Source organism: Massilia violaceinigra, assembly GCF_002752675.1.
Classification (GTDB): Bacteria; Pseudomonadota; Gammaproteobacteria; order Burkholderiales; family Burkholderiaceae_D; genus Telluria_A; species Telluria_A violaceinigra.
This window is the reverse complement of the sequence record NZ_CP024608.1, coordinates 3,061,272-3,086,380: the sequence shown is the minus strand read 5'-3', so window position 1 is coordinate 3,086,380 and position 25,109 is coordinate 3,061,272. Positions and strand designations below refer to the sequence as shown.

General features: G+C 62.8%; 15 protein-coding genes. 9 read left to right on the top strand and 6 right to left on the bottom strand.

What is annotated here, in order from left to right; translation table 11 throughout:
- Positions 1-124 precede the first annotated feature (124 nt).
- The 8 genes from CR152_RS13890 (at position 125) to CR152_RS13855 (ending at position 11,004) form a co-directional block, all read left to right on the top strand.
- Positions 125-1,687, top strand: a complete 1,563-nt coding sequence (locus tag CR152_RS13890) for a POT-type proton-dependent oligopeptide transporter (protein ID WP_099875437.1) — start codon at positions 125-127, stop codon at positions 1,685-1,687.
- Between the two features lie 65 nt (positions 1,688-1,752).
- On the top strand, positions 1,753-2,214 hold the full coding sequence (locus CR152_RS13885; protein WP_099875436.1) for a cache domain-containing protein: 462 nt from the start codon (positions 1,753-1,755) through the stop codon (positions 2,212-2,214).
- A gap of 196 nt (positions 2,215-2,410) precedes the next feature.
- Complete coding sequence (locus CR152_RS13880) at positions 2,411-3,379, top strand: ABC transporter substrate-binding protein (protein WP_099875435.1); 969 nt, start codon at positions 2,411-2,413, stop codon at positions 3,377-3,379.
- Between the two features lie 12 nt (positions 3,380-3,391).
- Positions 3,392-4,213, top strand: coding sequence for an ABC transporter permease (locus CR152_RS13875; RefSeq protein WP_099875434.1), 822 nt, complete (start codon positions 3,392-3,394; stop codon positions 4,211-4,213).
- A gap of 1 nt (position 4,214) precedes the next feature.
- Entirely contained in the window at positions 4,215-5,012 is a 798-nt protein-coding gene (locus tag CR152_RS13870) for an ABC transporter ATP-binding protein (protein ID WP_099875433.1), read from the top strand.
- 45 nt (positions 5,013-5,057) lie between these two features.
- The gene (locus CR152_RS13865; RefSeq protein ID WP_099875432.1) at positions 5,058-6,830 is read left to right on the top strand and encodes a sensor histidine kinase; all 1,773 of its coding nucleotides are present in this window, start codon (positions 5,058-5,060) and stop codon (positions 6,828-6,830) included.
- A complete protein-coding gene (locus CR152_RS13860) occupies positions 6,827-8,158 on the top strand; it encodes a sigma-54-dependent transcriptional regulator (protein ID WP_370663818.1) in 1,332 nt (443 codons plus the stop codon). The genes CR152_RS13865 and CR152_RS13860 overlap by 4 nt, the downstream gene beginning before the upstream one ends.
- Positions 8,159-8,286: 128 nt before the next feature.
- Positions 8,287-11,004, top strand: coding sequence for an alpha-1,6-glucosidase domain-containing protein (locus CR152_RS13855; protein ID WP_099875431.1), 2,718 nt, complete (start codon positions 8,287-8,289; stop codon positions 11,002-11,004).
- Here CR152_RS13855 and CR152_RS13850 read toward each other — a convergent pair whose 3' ends face one another.
- The 4 genes from CR152_RS13850 to CR152_RS13835 form a co-directional block, all read right to left on the bottom strand.
- Positions 11,005-12,858 carry a glucokinase gene (locus tag CR152_RS13850; RefSeq protein WP_099875430.1) on the bottom strand — a complete coding sequence of 618 codons (1,854 nt, stop codon included), beginning with the start codon at positions 12,856-12,858 and terminating at the stop codon, positions 11,005-11,007. It lies immediately after the preceding gene.
- Positions 12,859-13,054: 196 nt separating this feature from the next.
- Complete coding sequence (locus tag CR152_RS13845) at positions 13,055-14,707, bottom strand: alpha-amylase family glycosyl hydrolase (protein ID WP_099875429.1); 1,653 nt, start codon at positions 14,705-14,707, stop codon at positions 13,055-13,057.
- Positions 14,708-14,741: 34 nt separating this feature from the next.
- Entirely contained in the window at positions 14,742-16,373 is a 1,632-nt protein-coding gene (locus CR152_RS13840; RefSeq protein ID WP_099875428.1) for an alpha-D-glucose phosphate-specific phosphoglucomutase, read from the bottom strand.
- A gap of 57 nt (positions 16,374-16,430) precedes the next feature.
- Positions 16,431-17,762 (bottom strand): MFS transporter, encoded by a 1,332-nt coding sequence (locus tag CR152_RS13835; RefSeq protein ID WP_099875427.1) that lies wholly within the window; start codon positions 17,760-17,762, stop codon positions 16,431-16,433.
- Positions 17,763-17,915: 153 nt separating this feature from the next.
- Between CR152_RS13835 and CR152_RS13830 the strand changes: the two genes are divergently transcribed.
- On the top strand, positions 17,916-19,193 hold the full coding sequence (locus CR152_RS13830; protein ID WP_229413387.1) for an MFS transporter: 1,278 nt from the start codon (positions 17,916-17,918) through the stop codon (positions 19,191-19,193).
- A 779-nt stretch (positions 19,194-19,972) separates the two neighbouring features.
- Here CR152_RS13830 and CR152_RS13825 read toward each other — a convergent pair.
- Both CR152_RS13825 and CR152_RS13820 read right to left on the bottom strand, forming a co-directional pair.
- Positions 19,973-21,808, bottom strand: coding sequence for a DEAD/DEAH box helicase (locus CR152_RS13825; RefSeq protein WP_099875426.1), 1,836 nt, complete (start codon positions 21,806-21,808; stop codon positions 19,973-19,975).
- 251 nt (positions 21,809-22,059) lie between these two features.
- Entirely contained in the window at positions 22,060-24,792 is a 2,733-nt protein-coding gene (locus CR152_RS13820) for a TonB-dependent receptor (protein WP_099875425.1), read from the bottom strand.
- Positions 24,793-25,109 lie beyond the last annotated feature (317 nt).

The window sequence follows — 25,109 nt, the reverse complement described above, 5'->3', positions numbered from 1 at the left end:
CACGGCACACCGCCACGACGAACGATACCTATTGCCAGCCTCCGGGCTTGGGCTTAGCATCCCATCTGTTTAAATAGTGGGAGTACCCATGTCGCAGTTGGATAAAGAAAACGGAAACGGGCCGATGCCCCGTCAGATTCCGTACATCGTGGGCACCGAGGGATGCGAGCGATTCAGTTTTTACGGGATGCGCAACATCCTCACCCCCTTCCTGATCAGCACTCTGCTGCTGTTCATGCCGGTTGCCGACCGCGCCGGCGAAGCCAAGCACGTGTTCCACACCTTTGTCATCGGTGTGTATTTTTTTCCGCTGCTGGGCGGCTGGCTGGCCGACCGCTTCTTCGGTAAATACGACACCATCTTCTGGCTCAGCCTCGTGTACTGCGCGGGCCACGCCTGCCTGGCGATCTTTGAAGATAGCCTCAAGGGCTTTTACTTCGGCCTGTTCCTGATCGCGCTAGGCTCGGGCGGCATCAAGCCCCTGATCTCGTCGTTCGTGGGCGACCAGTTCGACCAGACCAACAAGAACAAGGCGAAAGTCGTCTACGACGTGTTCTACTGGATGATCAACTTCGGCTCCTTCTTCGCCTCGCTGCTGATGCCGATCTTCCTGCGCGATTACGGACCTGCCGTCGCTTTCGGCATTCCGGGTGCGCTCATGTTCGTGGCCACGATGGTGTTCTGGCTGGGCCGCAAAAAATATATCCACGTCCCGCCCGCCCCGCCCGATCCGGATTCGTTTACCCGCGTGGCGCGCACTGCCCTGCTGGCGCACAAACCCGGCCAGGCCCGCACCGGCCTCGGGGTGGCCTTGTTCGGCGTAGCCGGCGCGGTGGCTTCGCTGGCCATGTCGCCACAGTGGGGTTTCGTCATCGCCGCCTGTACCGCGCTGGTCTTGCTGCTGGCGTTCGGCGGCATCGGCACTTCGATGCAGCTCGAGCGCGCGCGCGGCCTGCACCCGGACGTTGCGGTCGACGGCGTGCGCGCCGTGCTGCGCATCCTGATCGTGTTCGCGCTGGTGACACCGTTCTTTTCGCTGTTCGACCAGAAGGCGTCGACCTGGATTGTGCAAGCCAATTCGATGATCCCGCCCACCCTCAGCATATTCGGCCGCGACTTCACGTTCGTACCGGCCCAGATGCAGGCGCTCAATCCGCTGCTGGTGATGATCCTGATCCCGTTCAACAACCTGGTGCTGTACCCGGCCCTGCGCAAGATGGGCGTCGAACCGACTCCGCTGCGCCGCATGACGACCGGGATCGTGTTCTCGGCGCTGTCGTGGATCGTGATCGGCACCCTGCAGGTGCAGATGGACGGCGGCACGCCAACCTCGATGGCATGGCAGGTCCTGCCTTACGCGCTGCTCACCTTCGGCGAGGTGCTGGTATCGGCCACCGGCCTCGAATTTGCCTACAGCCAGTCGCCACCATCCATGAAGGGCGTGATCATGGCCTTCTGGTTCCTGGCCACCACCGTGGGCAGCCTGTGGGTCCTGATCGTCAACGCCAGCGTCAAGAACGACGCAGTGGTCGCGAACATCGCCACCAGCGGCTTTAGCGTCATCGCCTTCCAGATGTACTTCTTTGCCGGCTTTGCGTTCGTGGCCGCCGCCGTCTTCGGCTGGTACGCGACACGCTATAAGATGATGGATAACTACCGTTCCGACGCCGCACCGGCCAAGGCGTAAAAACTGGCCGTATAAGGGCGGGGAAGCTGCCAGCCTCCCCGCCCGACAACGATAAGGGGATCATCATGCGTAAATTGTTCCAGATCGCGTTAATGTGCTGCGCCGCCGTGTTTTGCACCAGCAGTGTCGCCGCCAGCGACCATGGCAGTGCCGAGGAAGCCAAGGCACTGGTGCAGAAGGTGATCGCCTACATGAAAGCGAATGGCCGCGAAAAAACCATCGCCGAGATCAACGACATGCAAAGCACGCGCTTTCGCGACCGCGACCTGTACGTGACCATCAACGACATGACCATGAAGAACCTGGCGCATGGCGCCAACGCCAAGATGCAGGGCAAGGACCTGATCGACCTGAAGGACGCCGACGGCAAGTCGTTCATGCGCGAGCGCCTCGACCTGGTCAAGGCCAAGGGCAAAGGCTGGCAAGATTACAAATTCGTCAACCCGGTCACCAAGCAGATCGAACCGAAGTCGATGTACTTCGAAAAATACGAAGACCTGATCATCAACTGCGGCATCTACAAGTAAGTACGCACTCCGGGCGCCGCAGCCGTGGCGCCTTTCTCCTTCCACGCGGTTTTCCGCACGCCGCAGTGTCCCCGTTCCGGATTTTCGCCAGTTTGCGTCCGTCTCCTTGCCGCTTTGCCCGTGCGGGCAGCGCCTGCGCCGCTGGCACGAAAGATGCAATAGACATGGTGTAGTTAAACCATAACGGAGACGAAAAATGAAAACCATCCACCACCTGATCCTGGCGGCTGCCGCCCTGTCCGCGTCCGCTCAAGCAGCCGACAATGTCGTCAGGCTCGGCAACCTCAAATTCGCCCATTACGGCGCCGTCTCGTACATCAAGGAGATCGCGCCCAAGTGCGGCATCAAGGTGGAAGAGAACATGTTCGCCAAAGGCCCCGACGTGATGCAGGCGATCCTGTCGGGAGACCTCGACGTCGGCGCCACCGCATCGGAAGCGGCCATTTCCGGCCGCGCCAATGGCGCTCCCATTTACATCGTGGCCGGTTTCGCTAAAGGTGGCGCGCGCCTGGTCGCGCGCCCCGACGGCGGCATCAAGTCGGTCAAGGACCTCAAGGGCAAGAAGGTCGGCGTGACGCGCGGCGGCATCCATGAAGTGCTGCTGTATGCGCAGCTTGCCAAGCATGGCCTGACCTGGTCCGATTCGGCCGGCAAGGACGTGCATGTCATTTACCTCGCGTTCGCGGACCTGAACCAGGCGCTGCTCGGCAAGAACCTGGACGCGATCATGCAAAGCGAGCCGCAATCGTCGCAAGCGATCAACAAGGGCTTCGGCATGGAAGTGATGAAGCCCTACGATACCCCGATCGGCGAGCCGGTACGCACGCTCGTCATGAGCGAAAAATTCTACAAGGAGAACCGCGCCACTGCGGCCAAGTTCATGAGCTGCTTCGTGCAGGCCACCAAGCTGTTCATCGATAACAAGGCAGCCGGCGAAAAATATGTGCGCGAATCGATGTTCAAGAACCAGATCACCAAGGACGATTTCGAGGACGCGATCGCCAACTCGCCCTACACCTACGACGTCAGCATCGAGCATATCCAGACCACCACCGACGTGATGGCCAAAACCGGTACCGGCAAGATGCGCACGCCGCCGCTCGCCAAGGACTGGGTCAAGACCGACCTGCTCGACCAGGCCAAGAAGTCCCTGTCCGTCCAGTAAGCGGAGGCCTTCATGACCCAAGCTAAATGGCGCGAAAGCGCCGTTGGATTCGTCGTACCGGTCGTCATCATCGCCTTGTGGCAGGCCGGGGCAATGCTGGGGGTGATCAACCCGCAGGTGCTGCCATCGCCATGGGCGGTGCTGCTCAAGTGGATCGAGTATGCGCTGCCCTTGAGCGCCTACGACCCGGCCGCCGGATCGCGCCTGGCGTGGATGTTTTCGGGCGAACTGCTGATCGACACCATGGGCAGCATGTACCGCGTGGTGGTCGGTTTCGTCATCGGCGCCGGGCTGGCCCTGCCGCTCGGGCTGGCGATGGGATCGAGCCGCACCATGTACGCGTGGCTCAATCCCCTGATGCAGGTGCTGCGCCCGATTCCGCCGATCGCCTACATTCCGCTGGCGATCCTGTGGTTCGGCCTTGGCAATGCGCCGGCCGTGTTCCTGATCGCCATCGGCGCGTTCTTCCCGGTGCTGATGAATACCATCGCCGGGGTGCGCCAGGTCGACAGCATCTATATCCGTGCCGCGCGCAACCTGGGCGCCAGCCAGAGCACCATGTTCCTGCGCGTGATGCTGCCGGCCGCCGTGCCGTACATCCTGTCCGGCGTGCGGATCGGGATCGGTACCGCGTTCATCGTCGTCATCGTCTCCGAAATGATCGCTGTGAACAACGGGCTGGGTTTCCGTATTCTCGAAGCGCGCGAATACTTCTGGTCCGACAAAATCGTCGCCGGCATGATCAGCATCGGCCTCCTCGGCCTGGGCATCGACATCGCCATGAATAAACTGAACAACCATTTGCTGCGCTGGCACCGTGGCCTGGAGAGCTGACATGACTTCCTCCCATATCGACGTTGCGAACGTCAGCAAGATATTCAATGCCGGCGAGCGCGAAGTGACCGCCCTGCGCGACATCAACCTGCACATCCCGGACGGCCAGTTCGTCTGCCTGCTGGGGCCATCGGGATGCGGAAAATCGACCCTGCTCAATGCCATCGCCGGTTTTTCGCTGCCGTCCACCGGCGACATCCACGCCAATGGCGCGCGCGTGACCGGCCCCGGCCCGGACCGGGGCATGGTGTTCCAGGAGTACGCCCTGTTCCCCTGGATGACAGTCGAAAAGAACATCGGCTTCGGCCTCGGGATCAAGGGCATGGAGCCGGCCGCGATCGACCAGCGCGTCGGCGCCCTGCTGGAGATGCTGTCGCTGTCGGATTTCCGGCATCGCTTTCCCAAGGACCTGTCGGGCGGCATGCGCCAGCGCGTGGCGATCGCGCGCGTGCTGGCGCTCGACTCGCCCATCATGCTGATGGACGAACCGTTCGGCGCGCTCGACGCCCTCACCCGGCGCAACCTGCAGGACGAGCTGCTGCGCATCTGGGCCGACCTGAAAAAGACCATCGTGTTCGTCACCCACAGCATCGAAGAGGCGATCTACCTGGCCGACCGCATCATCGTGATGACCTACCGGCCGGGCACCGTCAAGCGCGACATCATCGTTGAACTGCCGCGCATGCGCGATCCGTCGTCGGCAGCTTTCAATGAACTTAAGCGCGAGCTGGGGGCACTGGTGATGGAAGAGCAGCAGCGCCACCACAACGATGAAATCAGGATGGCGGCTGTCGACTGAGCATGCGCGTGCAGTAGAATCGAGGCCACTCACCGTGGGCCGATCATGCACGTAAAACGACAACTCGCCTGGCTCCTCGCGCTGCTCGTCAGCGCGGGGCTGATTGCGGGCGCCTATCACTGGGCGGCGCGCCAGGGCGCTGCCGACGAACTCGAACGCGGCGCGCGCCAGCTGCAGCTGATGGCGCCCGAACTGGAATCGGCGCTCGACAAGTTCGAAACGCTGCCCTACGTCGTCGGCCTGCAGGAAAACGTGGCCGCGCTGCTCGCCCAACCCGGCGAGCGCGCGCGCATCGATCAGGTCAACCGCAGCTTCAAGGCGATCGCCCGCCAGTCGCGGGTGGGCGCCATTTACCTGATGGACCGCGCCGGCAACACGATCGCCGCCAGCAACTGGGATTTGCCGCTCACCTTCGTGGGCAGGAACTTCGGCTACCGTCCGTATTTTCGCGAAGCGCTGGCCGGGCGCGCCGGGCGCTTTTACGGCATCGGCAGCACGACCAGCGAACCCGGTTACTTCATCGCCCAGCCGGTGATGATCGGCGCCACCGTGAGCGGCGTGGTCGCGGTCAAGATCAGCCTCGACGAATTTGAACGAAACTGGGCCGGCGCCGAGGACACCATCGTGCTGGCCGACCGTGCCGACGTGGTGTTCCTGTCCAACCGGCCGCAATGGAAGTACCGCAGCCTGCACCCCCTGAGCGCCGCCACCCAGCGCGAGCTGGCCAGCACCGACCAATACGCGCGCCGCGCCATCACCCCCATCGAGGGGCAGCCGGCGCCGCATGCCGCGCGCAAGACGGGCCCCCTGGGGTGGCAGCTGATGCTGTTCCCCGCGCCGGGCCGGGTGCAGCGCGTGGCGGCCCTGTGGGCGCTGGCAGCCGCCCTGGTCGCGGCCAGCGCCATCGTCGCCGCCTGGGCCATGTACCAGCGCCGCCGCCGGCTCGAAGAGCGCCAGGCCGCCAATGCGGCGTTGCAGCGTGCGGCGGGCGAACTCGATGTGAAACTGGCCGAGCGCACCGCGCTGCTGCGCCAGGCCAACGACGACCTGGAAGCGCGCTACGCCACCCTGAAACAAACCGAACATGTGCTGCGCTCGACCCAGGACCAGCTGGTCCAGGCGGGCAAGCTCGCAATGCTGGGACAGATGGCGGCCGGCGTCACGCATGAACTGAACCAGCCGCTGGCCGCGATCCGCGCGTTTGCCGACAACGCGCGCACCTTTCTCGAACGCGGGCAGCAAGCGCAGGCCAGCGCCAACCTGACCCACATCAGCGACGCCAGCGCGCGCATGGGCGCCATCATCGGCCAGTTGAAGGGCTTCGCGCGGCGCAGCGACGCCGTGGCGACGGTCGACATCGCCCAGTCCCTCGCCGCCTCGGCATTTTTGCTGCAGGGCGAATTCAAACGCTTGGGCGTCGCGCTGGCGCTGCCGCCGCCCGCTCCGCTGCTGATCACCGGCGACGCCGTACGCATCGAGCAGGTGTTCATCAACCTGCTGCGCAATGCGCTCGACGCCGTCGACGACGCAGCAGTACGTGAAGTGTCGGTCACGCTGGCGCAGCAGGATGGCTACGCCGTGGTGCGCATCGCCGACAGTGGGCCGGGGATGTCCGACAGCGTGGCTGCCCACCTGTTCGAGCCATTTTTTACTACCAAACCATCGGGCAAGGGCCTCGGGCTCGGGCTCGCGATATCATCATCGATCGTGCAAGCCATGAACGGGCGACTCGAAGGCAGCAACCGCCCCGGCGGCGGCGCCCAGTTCGAGGTGCGTCTGCCGCTGCCGGGCAGGGAAAACGACGAGGAGAACGAATGAAAACCATGCAAGCCATCCTGGTGGAAGACGAAGCGCCGCTGCGCCTGGCCACCACCCAGACCCTGGAACTGGGGGGCTTCGGCGTGCGCGCCTTTGCCAGCGCCGAAGAAGCCGGGGCGGCGCTGGACGCGGCTTTCGATGGCGTGATCGTCAGCGATGTCCGGCTGCCCGGACGCTCCGGCCTCGACCTGCTGGCCCAAGTAGTGGCGCTGGACGCGGAACTGCCCATGATCATGGTCACCGGCCATGGCGACGTGGCGATGGCGGTGGGCGCCATGCGCGCGGGCGCGTACGACTTCATCGAAAAACCGTTCGGCGCCGAACGCCTGCTCGACGCGGTCCGGCGCGCGCAGGAGCGGCGCAGCCTGGTGCTGGAAAACCGCCGCCTCAAGACCGCGTGGGCGCTGCATCCGGATACGCCGCAGTTGGTGGGACACTCCGACGCCATCGAACGGCTCAAGGTTTTGGTGCGCAATATCGCGCCGGCCGGCGTGGACATACTAATCAACGGCCAGACCGGCACCGGCAAGGAAGTCGTCGCACGCCTGATCCACGCGGCCAGCGCGCGCAAGGGCAATTTTGTCGCGATCAATTGCGGCGCCCTGCCCGAATCGGTGTTCGAGAGCGAGATGTTCGGGCACGAAGCGGGGGCCTTTACAGGCGCGCACAAACGCCGCATCGGCAAGCTTGAATACGCCAACGGCGGTACCCTGTTCCTCGACGAGATCGAGAGCATGCCGATGGCGCTGCAGGTCAAGCTGCTGCGGGTGCTGCAGGAACGCCGGCTCGAGCGGCTGGGCGGCAACGAGGCGATTGCGGTGAACTTTCGCATCATCGCGGCCAGCAAGGCCGACCTGCTGGAACTGAGCGCGGAGGGCCGCTTTCGCGAAGATCTGTACTACCGCATCGGCGTGGCCACCATCGACCTGCCGCGCCTGAACGAACGGCGCGACGACATCGCGCCGCTGATGGCGCACTTCACGCAGGATGCGGCGCAGCGCTACGGGCGGCCGGTGCCGCAGTGGAGCAGCCAGCAAATGAGCCAGTGGCAGGCGGCGGAGTGGCCGGGCAACGTGCGTGAGCTGCGTAACTTCGCCGAGCGGCTGGTGCTTGGCATCGTTGCCGCGCCGGCGCCCGCCCCCACCTCCATCCCGGGCGCCGCACTGACGCTGCCGCAGCAGCTCGACGCCTACGAGCGCGAACTGATCGCCAACGCGCTCGATGCGGTTGACGGGAACGTATCGACCGCCGCCGACCAACTCGGCGTGCCGCGTAAAACCCTGTACGACAAGCTCAAAAAATATCAGCTGGCTCCTGGCAAAAAATAGCCAGCATATGTAATTTCACTACAAAGTCGCCGATAATATGCAAAAATCGGGGGCTTGGACGAAATCGGGGTGTAGCAAAGATAACCTCGCTGTCCTGGCGCTTCTACAACGACGACACCGGACGCCAGATGACCTTCTCACTTTTCAGGGCCGCAGTCCTCGCCGGCGCCAGCGCATCGGCGTCGGCCTCGCAGATGGCAGCGGTCTGCGACAGCGACGCGTTTCAAACGATCGTGCAGCCGTCGCCCGGCAGCATCGATGCACGCGCCGTCTGGCTGGACCGGCGCCTTGCGCAATGGCCCGGCGTGGAGAACGCGGGACGATTCAAACTCTATCACTCGCCCGACGGCACCATCGCCGCGCCGACCGGCGGCACGGTCACCGGTGCATCAGGCGCCCTGTCGCTCGCTGCTTTCAGCGGCGCACTGGCGCCGGACGTGGCGCAGCGCTTCAAGTACGTCGGCAAGGGCGCGGTGCTGATCGTAGCGGCATCCGATCTGGCGCGCCTGCCCGACCTGCACCGCCAGCAGCTGGTACTGGTGCAGGAGGACGAGGACGGAAAAGTGCGCGCGGCGACAAGGCTGCAGGCGGCGGGCGCGCTCGACGATCTTTATGCGGCCGCGGAATCGGCGAGCGATCTCGGTGCCATCCCTGCGCGCCGGAGCACCACTTTCAAGCTGTGGGCGCCGACTGCGCGTCAGGTATCCGTCTGCACCTATGACAGCGGCAGCGGGCGCGCGACAGCGATCGATACGATGCGGCTCGACCGCGCGACCGGTATCTGGAGCGCCACCCGAAAAGGCGACCTGTCCGGCAAATACTACAAATACGCGGTCGACGTGGTGGCTGATGGCACGGGCCTGGTGCGCAACATGGTGACCGACCCGTATTCGGTCAGCCTGACCACCGACTCGAAACGCAGCTACATCGCCAGCCTGGCCTCGCCGCGACTAAAGCCGGCCGGCTGGGACAAGTCGGCGCCACCGGCGACAGTCACGACGCAGACCGACATGGTCGTCTACGAGCTGCACGTGCGTGATTTTTCGATCAACGACGCCACCGTGCCGGCGGCCAGGCGTGGCAAGTACGCCGCTTTTTCCCACACAGGCTCGAACGGCATGAAGCATCTGGCCGCCCTCGCCCGCACCGGCATGACCGACGTACATCTGCTGCCGGTGTACGACATCGCCACCATTCCGGAACGCGGATGCGCACAGCCGGCTCCCACCGGCGCGGCGGAAAGCGAAGCGCAGCAGACGCTGATCAGGCAGACAGCGGCAACCGATTGCTTCAACTGGGGCTACGACCCATATCACTTCAACGCGCCGGAAGGCAGCTACGCCAGCGATGCGGCTGATGGTGCCACGCGCATCGTCGAATTGCGCGGCATGGTCATGAACCTGCACCGGGCCGGCCTGCGGGTCGGCATGGACGTGGTGTACAACCACACCTTTGCCTCCGGCCAGAAGGAAAAATCGGTCCTCGACCGCATTGTGCCCGGCTACTACCACCGCCTGAACGCAGCCGGTGGCGTCGAGCAGTCGACCTGCTGCGACAACACCGCGACCGAAAACCGCATGATGGCCAAACTCATGATCGACTCGGCCGCCTTGTGGGCGCGCGAGTACAGGATCGACTCGTTCCGTTTCGACCTGATGGGCCACCAGCCGCGCGCGGCGATGGAGCGGTTGCAGGCGCGCGTGAACGCGGCGGCGGGCCGCCATGTACAGCTGATCGGCGAAGGCTGGAACTTCGGCGAGGTGGCCGATGGCGCGCGCTTCATGCAAGCGTCGCAATTGTCGCTGAACGGCAGCGGCATCGGCACCTTCAGCGACCGGGCGCGCGACCATGTACGCGGTGGCTCGGCGGCCGATGGCGGGGCGGACCTGATCCGGCGCCAGGGCTACATCAACGGTCTGGTGTACGACCCGAATGCGCTGGCCGGCGAGCGGGCGCCGGCGGACCTGATGCAGGCGGCCGACATGGTGCGCGTTGGGCTGGCCGGTTCGGTGCGCAGCTACGCCATGACGACCTGGAAAGACAGCACGTTGGCGTTGGAGGCCATCGACTACAACGGCCAGCCGGCCGGATACGCCAGCGAGCCCGGTGAAGTGGTCAACTACGTCGAGAATCACGACAACCAGACGCTGTACGACATGAACGTGTTCAAGCTGCCGCTGGCGACATCAGGCGCCGAGCGCGCCCGGGTGCAGACACTGGGCACGGCAATCAACGCGTTTAGCCAGGGCGTGGCCTACTTCCACGCCGGGATCGACACCTTGCGTTCGAAGTCGATGGACCGCAACAGCTTCAATTCGGGCGACTGGTTCAACCGCATCGACTGGACTTACCAGGACAATTACTTCGGCACCGGCGCACCGCCGGCCGACGACAACGCCAAGGACTACGCGCTGATCAAACCCTTGCTGGCCAATGCCGCGCTCAAGCCCGCGCCGGCCGATATCGCCTTCACGCGCAATGCGTTTCGCGACCTGCTGAAAATCAGGGCCAGCTCCACGCTGTTCCGCATGCGCAGCGCGCAGGACATCGGGCAGCGCCTGCGCTTCTACAACACCGGGTCGAAGCAGGTTCCCACCGTGATCGCTGCGCATATCGATGGCACGGGCTACGCCGGCGCCGGTTTTGCGGGCGTGACGTACTTCATCAATGTGGACAAGGTGGCGCACACGCTCGATGTGGCCGAGATGCGCGGCAGGCGCCTGCGCCTGCATCCGGTGCATACGGCACCCACCGCAGCCGACCAGCGTGCCGCGGCAAGCACGTTTGACAGCGCGACGGGACGTTTTACCATCCCCGCGCGTACCGCCGTCGTGTTCGTGGAGTGATCAGATATCGAGGTGCGAGATGAGCGAGCGCTTTTTCTCGTGATCCGCCGGATCGTCGCCCTGCGCACCGAGCGAAATGCCGACCGACAGAATATCGATCAGCAGAAGCTGCAGCACGCGCGAGATCATCGACAGGAAGCTGGTGCTGTCTTCGCTGTGATCGACCGCCAGGCAAATAGTCGCCCGCTTCGCCAGCGCCGATTTGCTGCTGGTAATCGCAATGACGTCGGCGCCGGTGGCGCGCGCCGCATCCACGGCCGCCAGCAGCTCCGGCAACTGGCCCGAGGTGGAAATGGCGATCACCACATCGCCCGGCTTGAGCAGTTCGGCGGCCAGCGTGAACAGATGCGAGTCGCCGTACGACGAGGTGGGAATACGGAAGCGGAAGAATTTGTGCTGGCCGTCCAGCGCCACCACGCGTGAATTGCCCATCGCGTAGAACTCGACCCGGTTGGCCTTGCGCAGCAGCGCGATAGCGCGGTCGATCGACACCACGTCGAGCTGGTCGCGGAATTTCAAAATCGCCGACACGGTATTGTCGATCACCTTGGCCGACAGGTCGTGCGTGCTGTCGGATACCCGCACCTGGCTGTGGCGCACGGGGATGGTCCCGGTCAGGCTGCTTGCGAACTTGAGCTTGAAGTCGGCAAGGCCCAGAAAGCCCAGCGAGCGGCAGAAACGGATCACGGTCGGCTGGCTGACGTCGGCCAGGCGCGCGATCTCGGCGATCGGTTCGCCGAGGACCTTGCGCGGATGTTCCAGCACCAGGGTCGCGACGCGCTGTTCGGCCGGCGACAGTTCGTGCTGCAGATGCTGCACGCGCTCCATCAGCGTGTTGGCGCCGCTGCGCCCGCGCAGGTGTTCGGACAGGATCGTCGCCACGCCGATGAAGGCCGGGTTGGGAATCATGATGACGTAAGTCGGGATCTGGCCGAGGTAGGACGTGAAGCGGCCCTTGGCCTCGAAGCGCGCGCGGAACGTCGATGTGGCGAACCATTCGCCCATGCGCGGCACGATGCCGCCGCCGATAAAGATGCCCCCGAAGGCGCCGAGCGTGACGGCAAGGTTGGCGGCCGCGCCGCCAAGCATGCCGCAGAAGCAGTCGAGCACTTCGAGGCAGAGCGGGTCGTTATCGTCCAGCGCGCCGGTGATGATCTCGGGCGAGGTCCGTGGCGTGGCCTGCACACCGTTGCGCTGGGCCAGCGCGCGGTAGATGATTTCCATGCCGGGGCCGGAGATCAGGCGCTCGTTCGATACATGCGACCACTCGTTCCATGCATATTGCAGAATCGCGAATTCACGCTCGTCGGCCGGGGCGAAATTGACGTGGCCACCTTCGCTGCCGAGGGTGACGAAGCCGTCAACCGTCGGGATCATGCCGGAGACGCCAAGGCCGGTGCCCGGTCCGACGACGCCGATAACGGCATTCGTTGCCGGCGTTCCGCCGCCAACCTGCATCAGGTCCTCGCCCGACAGGCCGGGAAGCGACATCGCCAGGGCGGTGAAGTCGTTCACGATCAGCAGGGTATTGAGGCCCAGTTCGCGGCGCACTTCATCGGTCGAGAATTGCCAGTCGCGGTTGGTCATGCGGATCATGTCGCCGCTGATCGGGTTCGCGAGGGCGAAGGCAGCGTGATTGATGCGGATGCCGGCGTGGTCGGCGAGATAGGTGTGGAGCAGCGGGACGATGCCCGAGAAGTCGTCGCACTTGAGCACGCGCACCGAGCGCAGCACGCCGGGTGCGGTTTCAAGGGCAAAGCGCGCGTGGGTCGCGCCGATATCGGCCAGCAGGCGCGGGCCGTCGGCGTAGGCGGTACGGCTGTACTTTTGTTCTGAGTCGTGTTCTTTGGTCATCGCGGTCGCTTGGGACAGTTCGGGCAGTTCGCGCGTAGCATACCCTATTGTATGAAATGTATGAAATGGCAGCAGCGTCGTTCCCGCGCAAAGGCGGCCCTCGGCAGGAACCCAAGTTCATGCCGTAGTTTCAGGCGGCTCCACGGAATTGGGTTCCCGCCCGCGGGAACGACGGTTTTTCGTTAGCGCGGGTGGATCAGTTCGCGATCAGCACGATCCCGTTCTTCGTGTGGAAATCGACCTTCCCGCCCGCCACCACGGCCTTCTTGCCCGAGTAGTAATCCGTCACCGACTCGCCGTCCCTGAAAATCGGCCCCACCACAATCGGCGTCGACTTGTCGGTCGGCAGGTCGAGCGCCACCACGACCCGGTCCTTCTCGTACGTGCGCGCAAACGTGTAGGGGGTCGTTTGCAGCTTGCGATGCTCGCCCGCGCCCACCGCCGGATGCGCCTGGCGGAAGCGGCCGATCAGGCCCCAGTGCTTGCGCACATCGGCGATACGGTAGCCGTCTCGCTGGGCGTTGCTGGCCAGTTCCTCCCAATTCATGAAGGAACGCAGCACCGCGTCGCCCTTCGCACCGTCGTGCGTGAGCAGGCGCGCGGTCTCGTCGCCGTAATAAATCTGCGCCGCGCCAGGCGAGAGCAGCAGCTTGACCGCCGAGTCGAAAGGACGCGCGCGCGTCGGATCGAACGGCGCACCATCGTCGTGCGAACTCAGATAATTAATCACCGAATAACCACGCAGCGGCCCGCCCAGCAGCGCTGCGTAGCGGCCGAACATGGCGTCGTAGCCGCCCTTGGCGTCCGACGTCATGCTGAAATTGATCACGCTGTCGAAGCCATTGTCGTAGAAGTCGACGAAGGTCTCGCCGCCCATGTCGAACTGGTGCGCGTGGCGCAGCGAGTAGTTGTAGACTTCAGCCGTCATATAGAATTTGCTGTCGCCCAGGCGCTTGGCCGGGTTCTCGCGCTTCCAGTCCTCGAACGCCTTGCTGGCGACTTTCTTCAGGTCCTTCCACACGCGTGGCTCGACGTGCTTGGCGGTGTCGGCCCGGAAGCCGTCGAAGCCATATTTGCGCACCCAGTCCGCGTGCCATTTCATCAGGTAGTAGCGCGGCGCGCGCGGGTAGCCGGTCTCCTTGAAAAAGGCATCGAGCGAAGCCACTTCACGATCGTAGCGCTTCTCTTCCTTCCACTTGGCCACCAGCGCCGGCGGCAGCGCAACGGGCCGGTCGACGTCGGTGCGCAAGTCCGGCAGGTTCTTCACCAGCGTGCAGTCGACGGTGGTGCGGGCATCCTTGAAGGCGCACACCGGTGCGGTGCGCACCCAATCCTTGGGCCATACAGGGTCGGATGCCGTGACCGGGCCGGTGTGGTTCATCACCACGTCGAGCAGCACGCGGATGCCGTTGGCGTGCGCGGTGTCGACCAGTTCCTGCAGGTCCGCTTCGGTGCCCAGGTTGGCGTCGATGCTGGTGAAGTCGCGCGCCCAGTAGCCATGAAAGCCGTAGGATTTCCCGGTACCTTCATCGGTGCCGGCATGAATCTGCTCGACCGGCGGCGTGATCCAGATCGCATCGACACCCAGCTCCTTGAAGTAGCCTTCCTTGATCTTCGCGGTCACGCCGGCCAGGTCGCCGCCCATGTAGCCACGCAGCGGCGCGGCATCGGCCTTGCGCCCGTACGCCAGGTCGTTGGCCTTGTTGGCGTTGTTGAAGCGGTCCGTCAACAGGAAATACACAGTCGCGTTTTCCCACATAAACGGGGTGCGCGCCACCGGCGGGGCGGCGCTGACGTGGGCAGCGCCGAAAGTGAGCGCCAGTGAAACTGCAAGTGCGGAAAATTTCATGTATTCCCTGTTGGCTGATTGTTAAAGTGGTTCGTCAGGTCGTGACCGTCGGCCGGTCGCGCCCCGTACGCTGGTGCAGGCCGGCCAGCCGGTCGGCGATGGTGGCCAGGCCGGCCAGCGCCTCCTGCGCCGGGATGTCGTGCATGGCCACGTCGCGCTCGTAGCGTTCGAGGTAAAGGCGGATGGTGGCGCCTTCGGTTCCGGTGCCGGACAGGCGGAACACGATGCGCGAGCCATCGGTCATCACGATGCGCACGCCCTGCTTGCTGGCGATGCTGCCGTCGACCGGGTCCTTGTAGACAAAATCGTCGGCGAAATCAACAGTGTAGCCGTCGATGACCTGGCCGGCCAGCGCCGGCAGCTGCTCGCGCAGGTGCGTCATCAAGCCTTCCGCCGCGCTGGACTCGACCGCTTCGTAATCGTGGCGCGAGTAGTAATTACGGCCGAAGCGCGCCCAGTGCTCGCGCACCAGCGTTTCGACGGATTTGCCGCTGGCCGCCAGCAGGTTAAGCCAGAACAGCACGGCCCACAAGCCATCCTTTTCGCGGATATGGTCCGAGCCGGTGCCGTAGCTTTCTTCGCCGCAGAGCGTCACCATGCCGGCATCCATCAGGTTGCCGAAGTACTTCCAGCCGGTCGGGGTTTCGTAGCACGGCACCTTGAGCGCGGCCGCCACCCGGTCCGGCGCGGTGGAGGTGGGCATGGAGCGGGCGATGCCCTTGATGCCGCCGCGGTAGCCCGGTGCCACAGCCGCATTGGCGGCGATGATGGCCAGGCTGTCGGACGGTGTCACGGCGATGCCGCGCCCGACGATCATGTTGCGATCGGCGTCGCCGTCCGATGCGGCGCCGAAGTCCGGTGCGTCCGCAGTGGACATGAGCGCAATCAGTTCGGCCGCGTTGACGGGATTCGGATCGGGATGGTGGCCGCCGAAGTCTTCCAGCGGTTCGCCGTTGATGACGGTGCCGCGCGGCGCTCCAAGCAAGCCTTCGAGGATGGCGTGCGCATACGGGCCGGCGACGGCATGCATGCCGTCGAAGCGCATCGTGAAGCCGCCTGAGAACAGGGCTTTGATGGCGCCGAAGTCGAACAGGTCGGCCATCAGCGCTGCGTAATCGGCCACCGGGTCGATGACTTCGACGTCCATCTGCTCGATGCGCGCGCTGCCGATGATATCGAGATCAAGGTCGCCGGCGTCGCTGATGCGGTATTCGCTCAGGACCTGGGAATGGCTGTAGATGGCATCGGTGATTTTTTCAGGAGCCGGGCCGCCATTGGCGATGTTGTACTTGATGCCGAAATCACCATCGGGCCCGCCCGGATTGTGGCTGGCCGAGAGCACGATGCCGCCCGAGGCGGCGCGCTTCCTCACCACGCAGCTCAGCGCCGGGGTGGACAGAATGCCGCCCTGCCCCACCAGCACCCTGGCAAAGCCGTGTGCCGCCGCCATGCGCAGGATGACCTGGATCGCGTGGCGGTTGAAGTAACGCCCGTCGCCGCCGACGACCAGGGTCTGGCCGGCGCAGTCGCCCAGGGTGTTGAAGATCGACTGCACGAAGTTTTCGAGGTAAGCGGGTTGCTGGAACTCGCTTACCTTCTTGCGCAAGCCGGAGGTGCCCGGCCGCTGTCCGGCAAAAGCCGTGGTGTTCACTGTGTGGATGGTCATTTTTACTCCTGTCTGTTAACAATAAGATACGACAGGTAGGGAAATTTCGACGCCACGTTAGCTGGCCTGCTCGCCCTTGTCAGCCACGAACACGGTCAGCAAGCCGCCGATGGCCATGCACGCACCGGCCAGCAGCAGGGTCGCCACCGGACGCCCGCCCAGCAGGGCCGCGCTGATCGGACCGAGAATCACACCGCCGATGATCTGCGGGATCACGACGAAGAAATTGAAGACGCCCATGTAGAAGCCCATGCGCTCGGCCGGCAGCGCGCCCGCCAGGATCGCATACGGCACGGTGAGAATGCTGGCCCACGCGATGCCGACGCCGATCATCGGAATGAGCAGCATCTCTTTTTGCGTGATGAAGAAAATGCTGGCCAGGCTGATGCCGCCGATGACGAGGCAAGCCAAATGCGTCATCTTGCGGTTGGTGCGGCGCGCGATGGCGGGCAGGATAAAGGCGGCAATGGCCGACACGCCGTTATACACGGCGAACATCACGCCGACCCAGTTGCCGGCGCTCTGGAATGCTGGCGACTGGGCGTCGAGCGTGCCGAAGACGTTTTCGGCGACGGCAGGAGTGGTGTTGACCCACATCGTAAACAGCGCCAGCCACGAAAAGAAGCTGACGCTCGCCAGTTGCACCATCGTGCGCGGCATGGTGGTGAAGCCACCCAGAATCTCGCGCAGCGCATGGAGCGTGCCCTTGCGCTTCTCTACATCGGCGCGAAACGCCTTGATGTCTTCGGGCGGCGTTTCGCGGGTGGTGATGACGGTCCATGACACCGCGCCCATGAAGGCCAGGCCGCCGACATAGAACGAGTAGCGCACCGTGTCCGGAATGCCGCCGTTGACCGGCACATTGCTGACGTTGAACCACTCGGTAAACATGGTCGGCAGCAGCGAGGCGATCACCGAGCCGCAGCCGATGAAGAAGGTCTGCATCGCAAAGCCTGACGTCTGCTGGGTCGGATGCAGCTTGTCGCCGACGAACGCGCGGAACGGCTCCATCGATACGTTGATCGACGCATCCATCATCCACAGCACGAACACCGCCATCCACAGCGACGTGGAGTTCGGCATCAGGAACATGGCCACGGTCGCCAGGATCGCGCCGAGGAAAAAGAACGGACGGCGCCGGCCCCAGAACGGGTGCCAGGTATTGTCGCTCAGGTAGCCGATGATTGGCTGGACCAGCAGCCCGGTGACCGGGGCGGCAAGCCAGAACAGCGGCAGGTCGTCGGCGTTCGCGCCCAGGGTCGAGAAAATGCGGCTGGTGTTGGCGTTTTGCAGTGCAAACCCGAACTGGATGCCGAAGAAGCCGAAGCTCATGTTCCACAACTGCCAGAAACTCAGGCGTGGTTTGATTGGCGGGAATTGCATCTGCATCAGGAGTCTCCAGGCGTTTGGCTACGCATTATATTTGTAGGAAAATAACATGACGATTTCTAAGTGTCAATCTAAACAGTTCCATAGTAAAATCGCCGCAACAAGACGAGCAAAATCACGATTTTGTAGTCAAATAACAGACAAGATGGGGACATGATGCTGGACATGCAGAAGCGCCTGAATAACCTTTTTTACGCGACCCTGAGTCTGCCTTCAACGGCGATGGGATTTGCGCTCTGTATCCAGATTTCGGCCCTGAGCTGGATTTTGAGCACGCGCTTCAACCTCGAAATTCACGAAATCGGGATCGTCTGGGCGGCCGGACCGCTGGCAGGCATCTTCGGCCAGGTGATCATCGGCTTGATCAGCGACGACGCCTGGTTCTGGGGCGGGCGGCGCCGGCCCTTCATCCTGATCGGCGGCACCCTGGCCGCGCTGATGGTGTTCCTGCTGCCGCGCATCGACGTGGTAGGGAAACTGCTGGGTATCGACGACATGGTCATCGTGGCGGTGATCATCGCGCTGACGCTCGACCTGTCGATCAATATCAGCTTCAACCCGACCCGCTCGATCATCGCCGACCTGACCCCGGAAGGCGAAGCGCGCACCCGTGGCTACACGTGGATGCAGACCGTGTCGGGATTCTTCGGCGTGATGGCCTACGTGATCGGCGCGACCATGGGCAACGACGTGCTCATTTCGGTCGGCGCGGGCATCGTGTTCGTGTTCTCGGTGGTGCCGATGTTCTTCATCAAGGAAGAACGCGAGCTGGTGAAAAAGAACGACACCGCGGCGGCCACCAAAGCCGACTGGGGCCAGCTGTGGCGCATCTACATCGCGCACGGCTTTGCGTGGCTCGGCGTACAGTCGATGTTCGTCTACACCTATGGCTTCATCCAGCAGCAGCTGGTGCCGGCGGGCCTGGAAACCAAGGCGGCGGACGCCATGAGCGGCCAGATCATCGCCTATGCCTTTGCGGTGCTTAATACCGTCGGCTTCCTGCTGCCGGCGCTGGTGCTCGCGCCCCTGGCGCGCAGGATCGGGCGCGTGCACACGCAGGCCGGCTGCATCGCCATCATGGCGGTCGGTTACTTTTTGATTGCGACCATGGCGCGCACGCCGATGATGCTGTACGCGCTGATGGCGGTGGTCGGCATCGGCTGGAGCGCCATGGTCAGCCTGCCGTTTGCGATCATGAGCGACAAGGTGGACAAAAGCCGCATGGGCTTTTTCATGGGCGTGTTCAACCTGTCGGTGGTGCTGCCGCAGCTGATGTCCACCGGCGTGGGCTTCGTACTGAAAAAGGTGCCCGACCAGAGCACCCTGTACATCATCTGCGGCACCTCGCTGACCATCTCGGCGGCCTTGTGGTGCCTGGTGAAGGATGAGGCGCCAGCCACACAGGCCGCGATGCCCGCTCGCGCACACTGATGTCAACGCAAGAGCAGCTTGCTGCGGGGTCGGAAAACCGTACATGATCGACTGGTACAATCGGCGGCGAGCTTGCGCTCGGATCGGGCATCTTCCCCGCAGCGCGCCACCCCGGAAAAACCAGTCATGAAATCAGTCTCAAGAACTTTGAAAGCCTGTGCGGTCCTCGTCGCTATCACCTTGGCTTCCATATCCGGAGCACATGCGTCGGACAGGGTGGATATGGGCATCTTTTCAGTAGCACCCCTGCCTGGGTGGCATAACGAGTGGGATAAAGGACGACGCCTTTTGTCGAGCAAGACAGGGCTGCCGGCGCCCCCGCTGCTGATCCTTGAGTCATGCCAATTGGGAAGCGGGGGCTCGTGCCCATCGGCGTGCGACCTTTCAACGATCAAACGGTCGGGATCCGTGCCCAATCTGCGGTTCGCGCTTAAACCAGTCGAACGCGCAGGTGCTTACGTCGAGTACGAGGCATCGGACCAGACCGACCTGCCGGAAGGGACGATGTACACATCCATTCGCCTGCTATGCGGGCCTGCGGGCTTCGTGTATGCAGCTCAAGTGGATGCAAGCTCCGCTCAAGAGGCACGCCGGGATCTCGACGCGGTCCTTAGTACAATCAGGTGGAGCGAATAGGATTGGCTGCAATTGGACTTCGGATGGATGTCGAGTCCTCGCTGATGGTCCGCTTTTGTGCCAGTCACCCCGATCAAATTGCGTAGTACCACCCAAGCAAAATGGGCAGCCGAAGCTGCCCATTTTTTTACCCGCCTGCCACTTTACTCTGGCTTGGCCAGCTTGCGCGCTTCCTTCTTGGCCTTGGTGGCCGCGTCGTACGGCTTCTTAGGTCCGAGCTTTTTCTCTTCAAAACGACGGTCGCCCGCTTTTTTCGGAGCTGCCTTCTTGACCGCCGGCGCTTCACCATCACGCGTGATGTTCAGCTGCTGACCCGCGACCCACACACCCTTGAGGTGATCGATCAGGTCCGCAGGCATGTCGACCGGCAGGTCGAGCGTGCTGTAGTCGTCATAAATCTCGATGCGGCCGATGAACTTTGACTCGATGTTGGCTTCGTTGGCAATCGCGCCGACGATGTTGCCCGGCTTGACGCCGTGCGCATGACCGACTTCGATACGGAAGGTGCCCATGCCCTCTTCCGACGGACGCGATACGCGCTCGCGCTTGAACGCTGGCGCATCGCCACGGTCGCTGCGCATTGGCGCGTCCGAACGCGGTGCGCGCGCGGCAGGGGCGTTTTCCTGCCACGATGGTGCGCTCTTGGCGTCGCGGTTCGGTTTTTCCAGCAGCAGCGGAATGTCGCCGCGCGCCAGCTTGGCCAGGGCCGCTGCGATTTCGACGGCTGGCACGTTCTGCTCGCGCTCATATTCTTCGATCAGCGAACGGAATACATCGAGTCCGCCGGCGGCCAGCACCTCGGTGATCTGGTCCTTGAATTTGGCGATACGCACGTCGTTGACGGCTTTCACGGTCGGCAAGGTCAGCGGCGCGACTGGCTGGCGCGTGGCGCGTTCGATCGCCTTGAGCAAACCCTGCTCGCGCGGGGTGATGAACAAAATCGCTTCGCCGCTGCGGCCCGCGCGGCCGGTACGGCCGATGCGGTGGGTGTAGCTTTCCGGGTCCGACGGCACGTCGTAGTTGATCACGTGGCTGATGCGTTCCACGTCCAGGCCGCGCGCGGCGACGTCGGTGGCGACCAGGATGTCGATCTTGCCGTTCTTGAGCTGTTCGATGGTGCGTTCGCGCTGCGTTTGCTGCATGTCGCCGTTAATCGCGGTGGCCGCGAAGCCGCGCGCCAGCAGCTTGGTCGCCAGTTCTTCGGTACCGAGCTTGGTGCGCGCGAAGATGATCATGCCGTCGAACGGTTCCGCTTCCAGAATGCGGGTCAGCGCTTCGAGCTTCTGCATGCCGCTCACCATCCAGTAACGCTGGCGGATATTGTCGGCGGTGCCGGTCTTGGCGGCGACGGTGACTTCTGCCGGATCGCGCAGGTAAGTCTTGGCGATGCGCTTGATCGCGGACGGCATGGTGGCCGAGAACAGCGCGGTCTGGCGCGATTCAGGGGTTTTTTGCAGGATCTGTTCGACGTCGTCGATAAAGCCCATGCGCAGCATCTCGTCGGCTTCGTCGAGCACCAGCGTTTTGAGCTTGGACAGATCGAGCGAACCTTTTTCCAGGTGGTCGATCACGCGGCCCGGGGTGCCGACGATCACGTGCACGCCGCGGCGCAAGGCCTGCAGCTGGGGACCGTAGCTCTGGCCGCCGTAGATCGGCAGGACGTGGAAATCTTTAATGTGCGTTGCGTACTTCTGGAATGCTTCGGCGACCTGGATGGCCAGTTCGCGGGTTGGTGCGAGCACCAGCGCCTGTGGCGACTGCTGCTTGATGTCGATGCGCGACAGAATCGGCAGCGCGAAGGCCGCGGTCTTCCCGGTTCCGGTCTGTGCCTGCCCCAGCACGTCGCGATTGGCCAGGAGCAGCGGGATGGTGGCAGCCTGGATCGGCGACGGCGTTTCGTAACCGACCTCTTTCATGACCTTCAGCACTTGGGCGCTCAGGTTGAGTTCGGAAAACAGTAGTACAGGGGTTTCAGACATAGGACACTCACAATTTGACTAGCTAGCCCGACGGGAAAGCATCCTGCAGTTTACTCTCTTGTAGTCCAGAATGCGATTTTTTGTAACGGAGTTGCGTGCAAGTGGGGTGTAATTGAGGCTATTCGTGCAATCTAATCGTCGTTAACGCGCTCCCCGCCCTTCTCGCGCCATTCCCAAAATGACACAACCCCGCCACACTCGCGTGCACCGGGGTTGTTTTCAGCACCGGGATCAACCCGGTAGAACACGCATTAGAACTTGTAATTCGCGCCCATCAGGAAGGTGCGGCCATACTTCTGGTATTCCAGCGGTTTGTTGCGGTCGCCAGCGTAGGTTTCATACGCGGTGTCGCCAACGTTATTAACCTGCAACACCAATCCCAAGCCCTTGAAGCTACCTTCGGTGAAGTTGTACCCGATCTGGAAGTCGACCACATCTTCGCCAACGACATAGCGCAAGCTGCGGTCATTGGCAAAGTTGCCGATTTCACCAACAAAATCGGAACGTTTGCGCTGGCTCACGCGGGTCTCGAAACCATTCTTTTCATAGTACAAAGTCAGGTTGGTCACGCGCTTCGACAGACCCGGCAGCGGAATGTTCTTGCCGATATTGCTGTCCGGATCTTCAATCGCGATCGAGCTCTTGCTGTGAGTCGCACTGGCCGAGACGCCGAAACCATCCAGCACCGGCGTAAGCAAGCTCAGCGGCAGCGATGCCGACAGTTCCAGGCCCTTCAGCTTGCCGCCATTGCCGTTATACGGCGCCTTGTAGTTACCAATCGCGGTAATTGCGTTGGTGCCAGGAACATATTTGGAGAAATCGTAATCCTTGGTTTGCGTAAAGATGTACGTATCGAGCTTTTTGTGGAAAGCCGCGACCGCGAAGTACGCCTTGTTGCCGAAATACTTTTCGTACGACAGATCGAGTGCCTTGGCGCGCCAGGGATCGAGGCGCGCGTTACCACCGTTGGCGCTCGGCTTGAAGTCCGTGGTGCCAACGTTAAAATCGAGCGCCGAGCGTAACTGGTCGATACGCGGACGGGCCAGTTGCTTGGCGGCCGCAAAACGAACGGTCTGCTGGTTGCCCAGGCCAAACGCCAGATTCAGGCTCGGCAGGTAATCCGTGTAGGTCATGCCATCCTGGACGGGTTTGACCTGGGTGCCGGCGGGGGCTGTGCCATCAAAATAGTTGGCTTTGGACGACTGCTCGGTATGCTGCACCTGCACGCCCACATTGCCCTTGACGGTGACCGAACCGATTTCGCTGTCGATATTGGCCTTGACGAAGCTGGTAGTGATCTTTTCGTTCACTTCCCACGCCTTCGAAATCAGGAATGACTCGGTCGAGCTCGGGTTAAAGTTCATGTATTGGCTGACAACGCCAGGCACGTTCCACGCAGGAACCATGCCGGTGCCGGCAAAGCCCAGATCGATCTGCCCGTACGACAGCTCGCTTGGAACCGGACCCGGTGCGCCGCGCAGGGTGATCGCGCCTTCCGGCTGAATCTTGCTCTTGGTGCGGTCGGCGTAGTTAACACCCACGTCCAGGCCCGAGAAGTAGCTTTGCAGCATGGTCGGCATCGGCAGCGAGGCGACCAGCTTGAAGCCCTTGAGTTCGTCTTCAATGCTTGGCGTCTTGCCGTAGCCCGAGCCGTAGATCGTGTTGCGCAGATACAGGTTTTTAGGGTCGCTGTAGTTCAGGCGGCCGCCGATTTGCGAGAAGCCGCCGGTGGCGAATTTCAGGTCGACGGTGTCGAGGAAAGGATCGCCGGCAGCGTTGCTCAGTTGCAGGTTGTTTTCCAGGCTCACTTCATCCCGGTTCGCCTTCGAGTAGCTGACGTCCGCAAACACGGACCAGCCATCGAAGCGCAGGGTGTTGCCCCAGCCGATCGCCTTGATTTCATCCTTGCGGTTGTTGTACATGCCGCGCACCAGCGGATATACGCCGCTGGCCGAGCCGCCCGTCAGCACGCCGTTCGAGGTGGTTGCGGGCGTGTACATCAGGCCCGGCTCGAAGCCGCCGTTGTAGTTGCTCAGGTTGACTTCGTATTGATTGGCCGTTTCCTCGCGCTTGAATTTCGACGCGTACATATCGATCATGCTGGTCCAGGTCTTGTTGGGACGATATTGCAGGACACCCATGACGCCATCGCGCTTGTTGGTACCGCTGCGCGCGACCGACTTCAAACCATCCATCAAGGAGGTGCCGGCAGGCACGCCAGGACGCGAGTCGGTTTTCCACGGCTCGTACAAACCAGTTTCGTTGGACAACACCGGCGACGCCAGGTGCGCGTAACCGATCGCAATACCGATCGTGCGGTCGGCGAACTGGTCGATGTAGCTGACGCTGAAACGGTTACCGGTGTCTTTCGCATTGGCAATGCCGCCGAGCGAGTTTTTCTCGCCGCGCACATTCATCGCGATGGTGCGCTTGCCGAACGACAGCGGACGCACGGTTTGCATGTCGATGGTGCCGGACAAGCCCTGGCCGACGAGGCCGGCGTCCGGGGTCTTATAAATGGTCACGCCGCTGAGCAGCTCGGATGGATACTGGTCGAATTCGACGCTGCGGTTGTCGCCCGTGCTGACCTGTTCACGGCCATTGAGCAGGGTGGTCGAAAAGTCCGGCGACAGGCCGCGTACGCTGATAACCTGGGCGCGGCCGCCGACGCGCTGCGCCGCCAAGCCGGGGAGGCGGGCGATCGATTCAGCAATACTAACGTCCGGCAACTTGCCGATATCTTCCGCGGAGATAGCCTCGACGATGGAAGACGAATCCTTTTTCACCGAAATCGCGTCCTCGATACCGCGGCGAATGCCCGACACCTTGACCGTTGTGATCGGCTGATCGCTTGCTTGCGGCGCAGCGGAAGCTTGCGCATAGACGTTGCCCGACATGGCGGACACGAACAGCGCGCAGCCGGCAGCGACCGGGCTCAGTGGGAATGCGGCACTCTTGGTACGGGTATTGGCGAAAAATTTCATTCTGTCCCCTCATCTCATCATTACTACACAATTCCCGTATCTTCAGCATGGCGGCGACTGCACGGGTTCCAAATGCAACGTTCTAGGACGCTCTGAGCCGATTCTGTACTAAAACTAGATGCACTGTCAACGTGAGTTGCGTACGACTACGGAAAAGTGCGGTTTTTGCATCGCCTACCGGCTGCGATGGGGTGGCTCGTTGTATTTCGGCTACAGAACACGGTAAAGACAGCTGTAGTCCGACTACATCATCCGGATTTTTCCTTGCTTTGGATAGTTTTCGCACCAAGCTAGTGCAATCTTCCTTTTTGGAAATT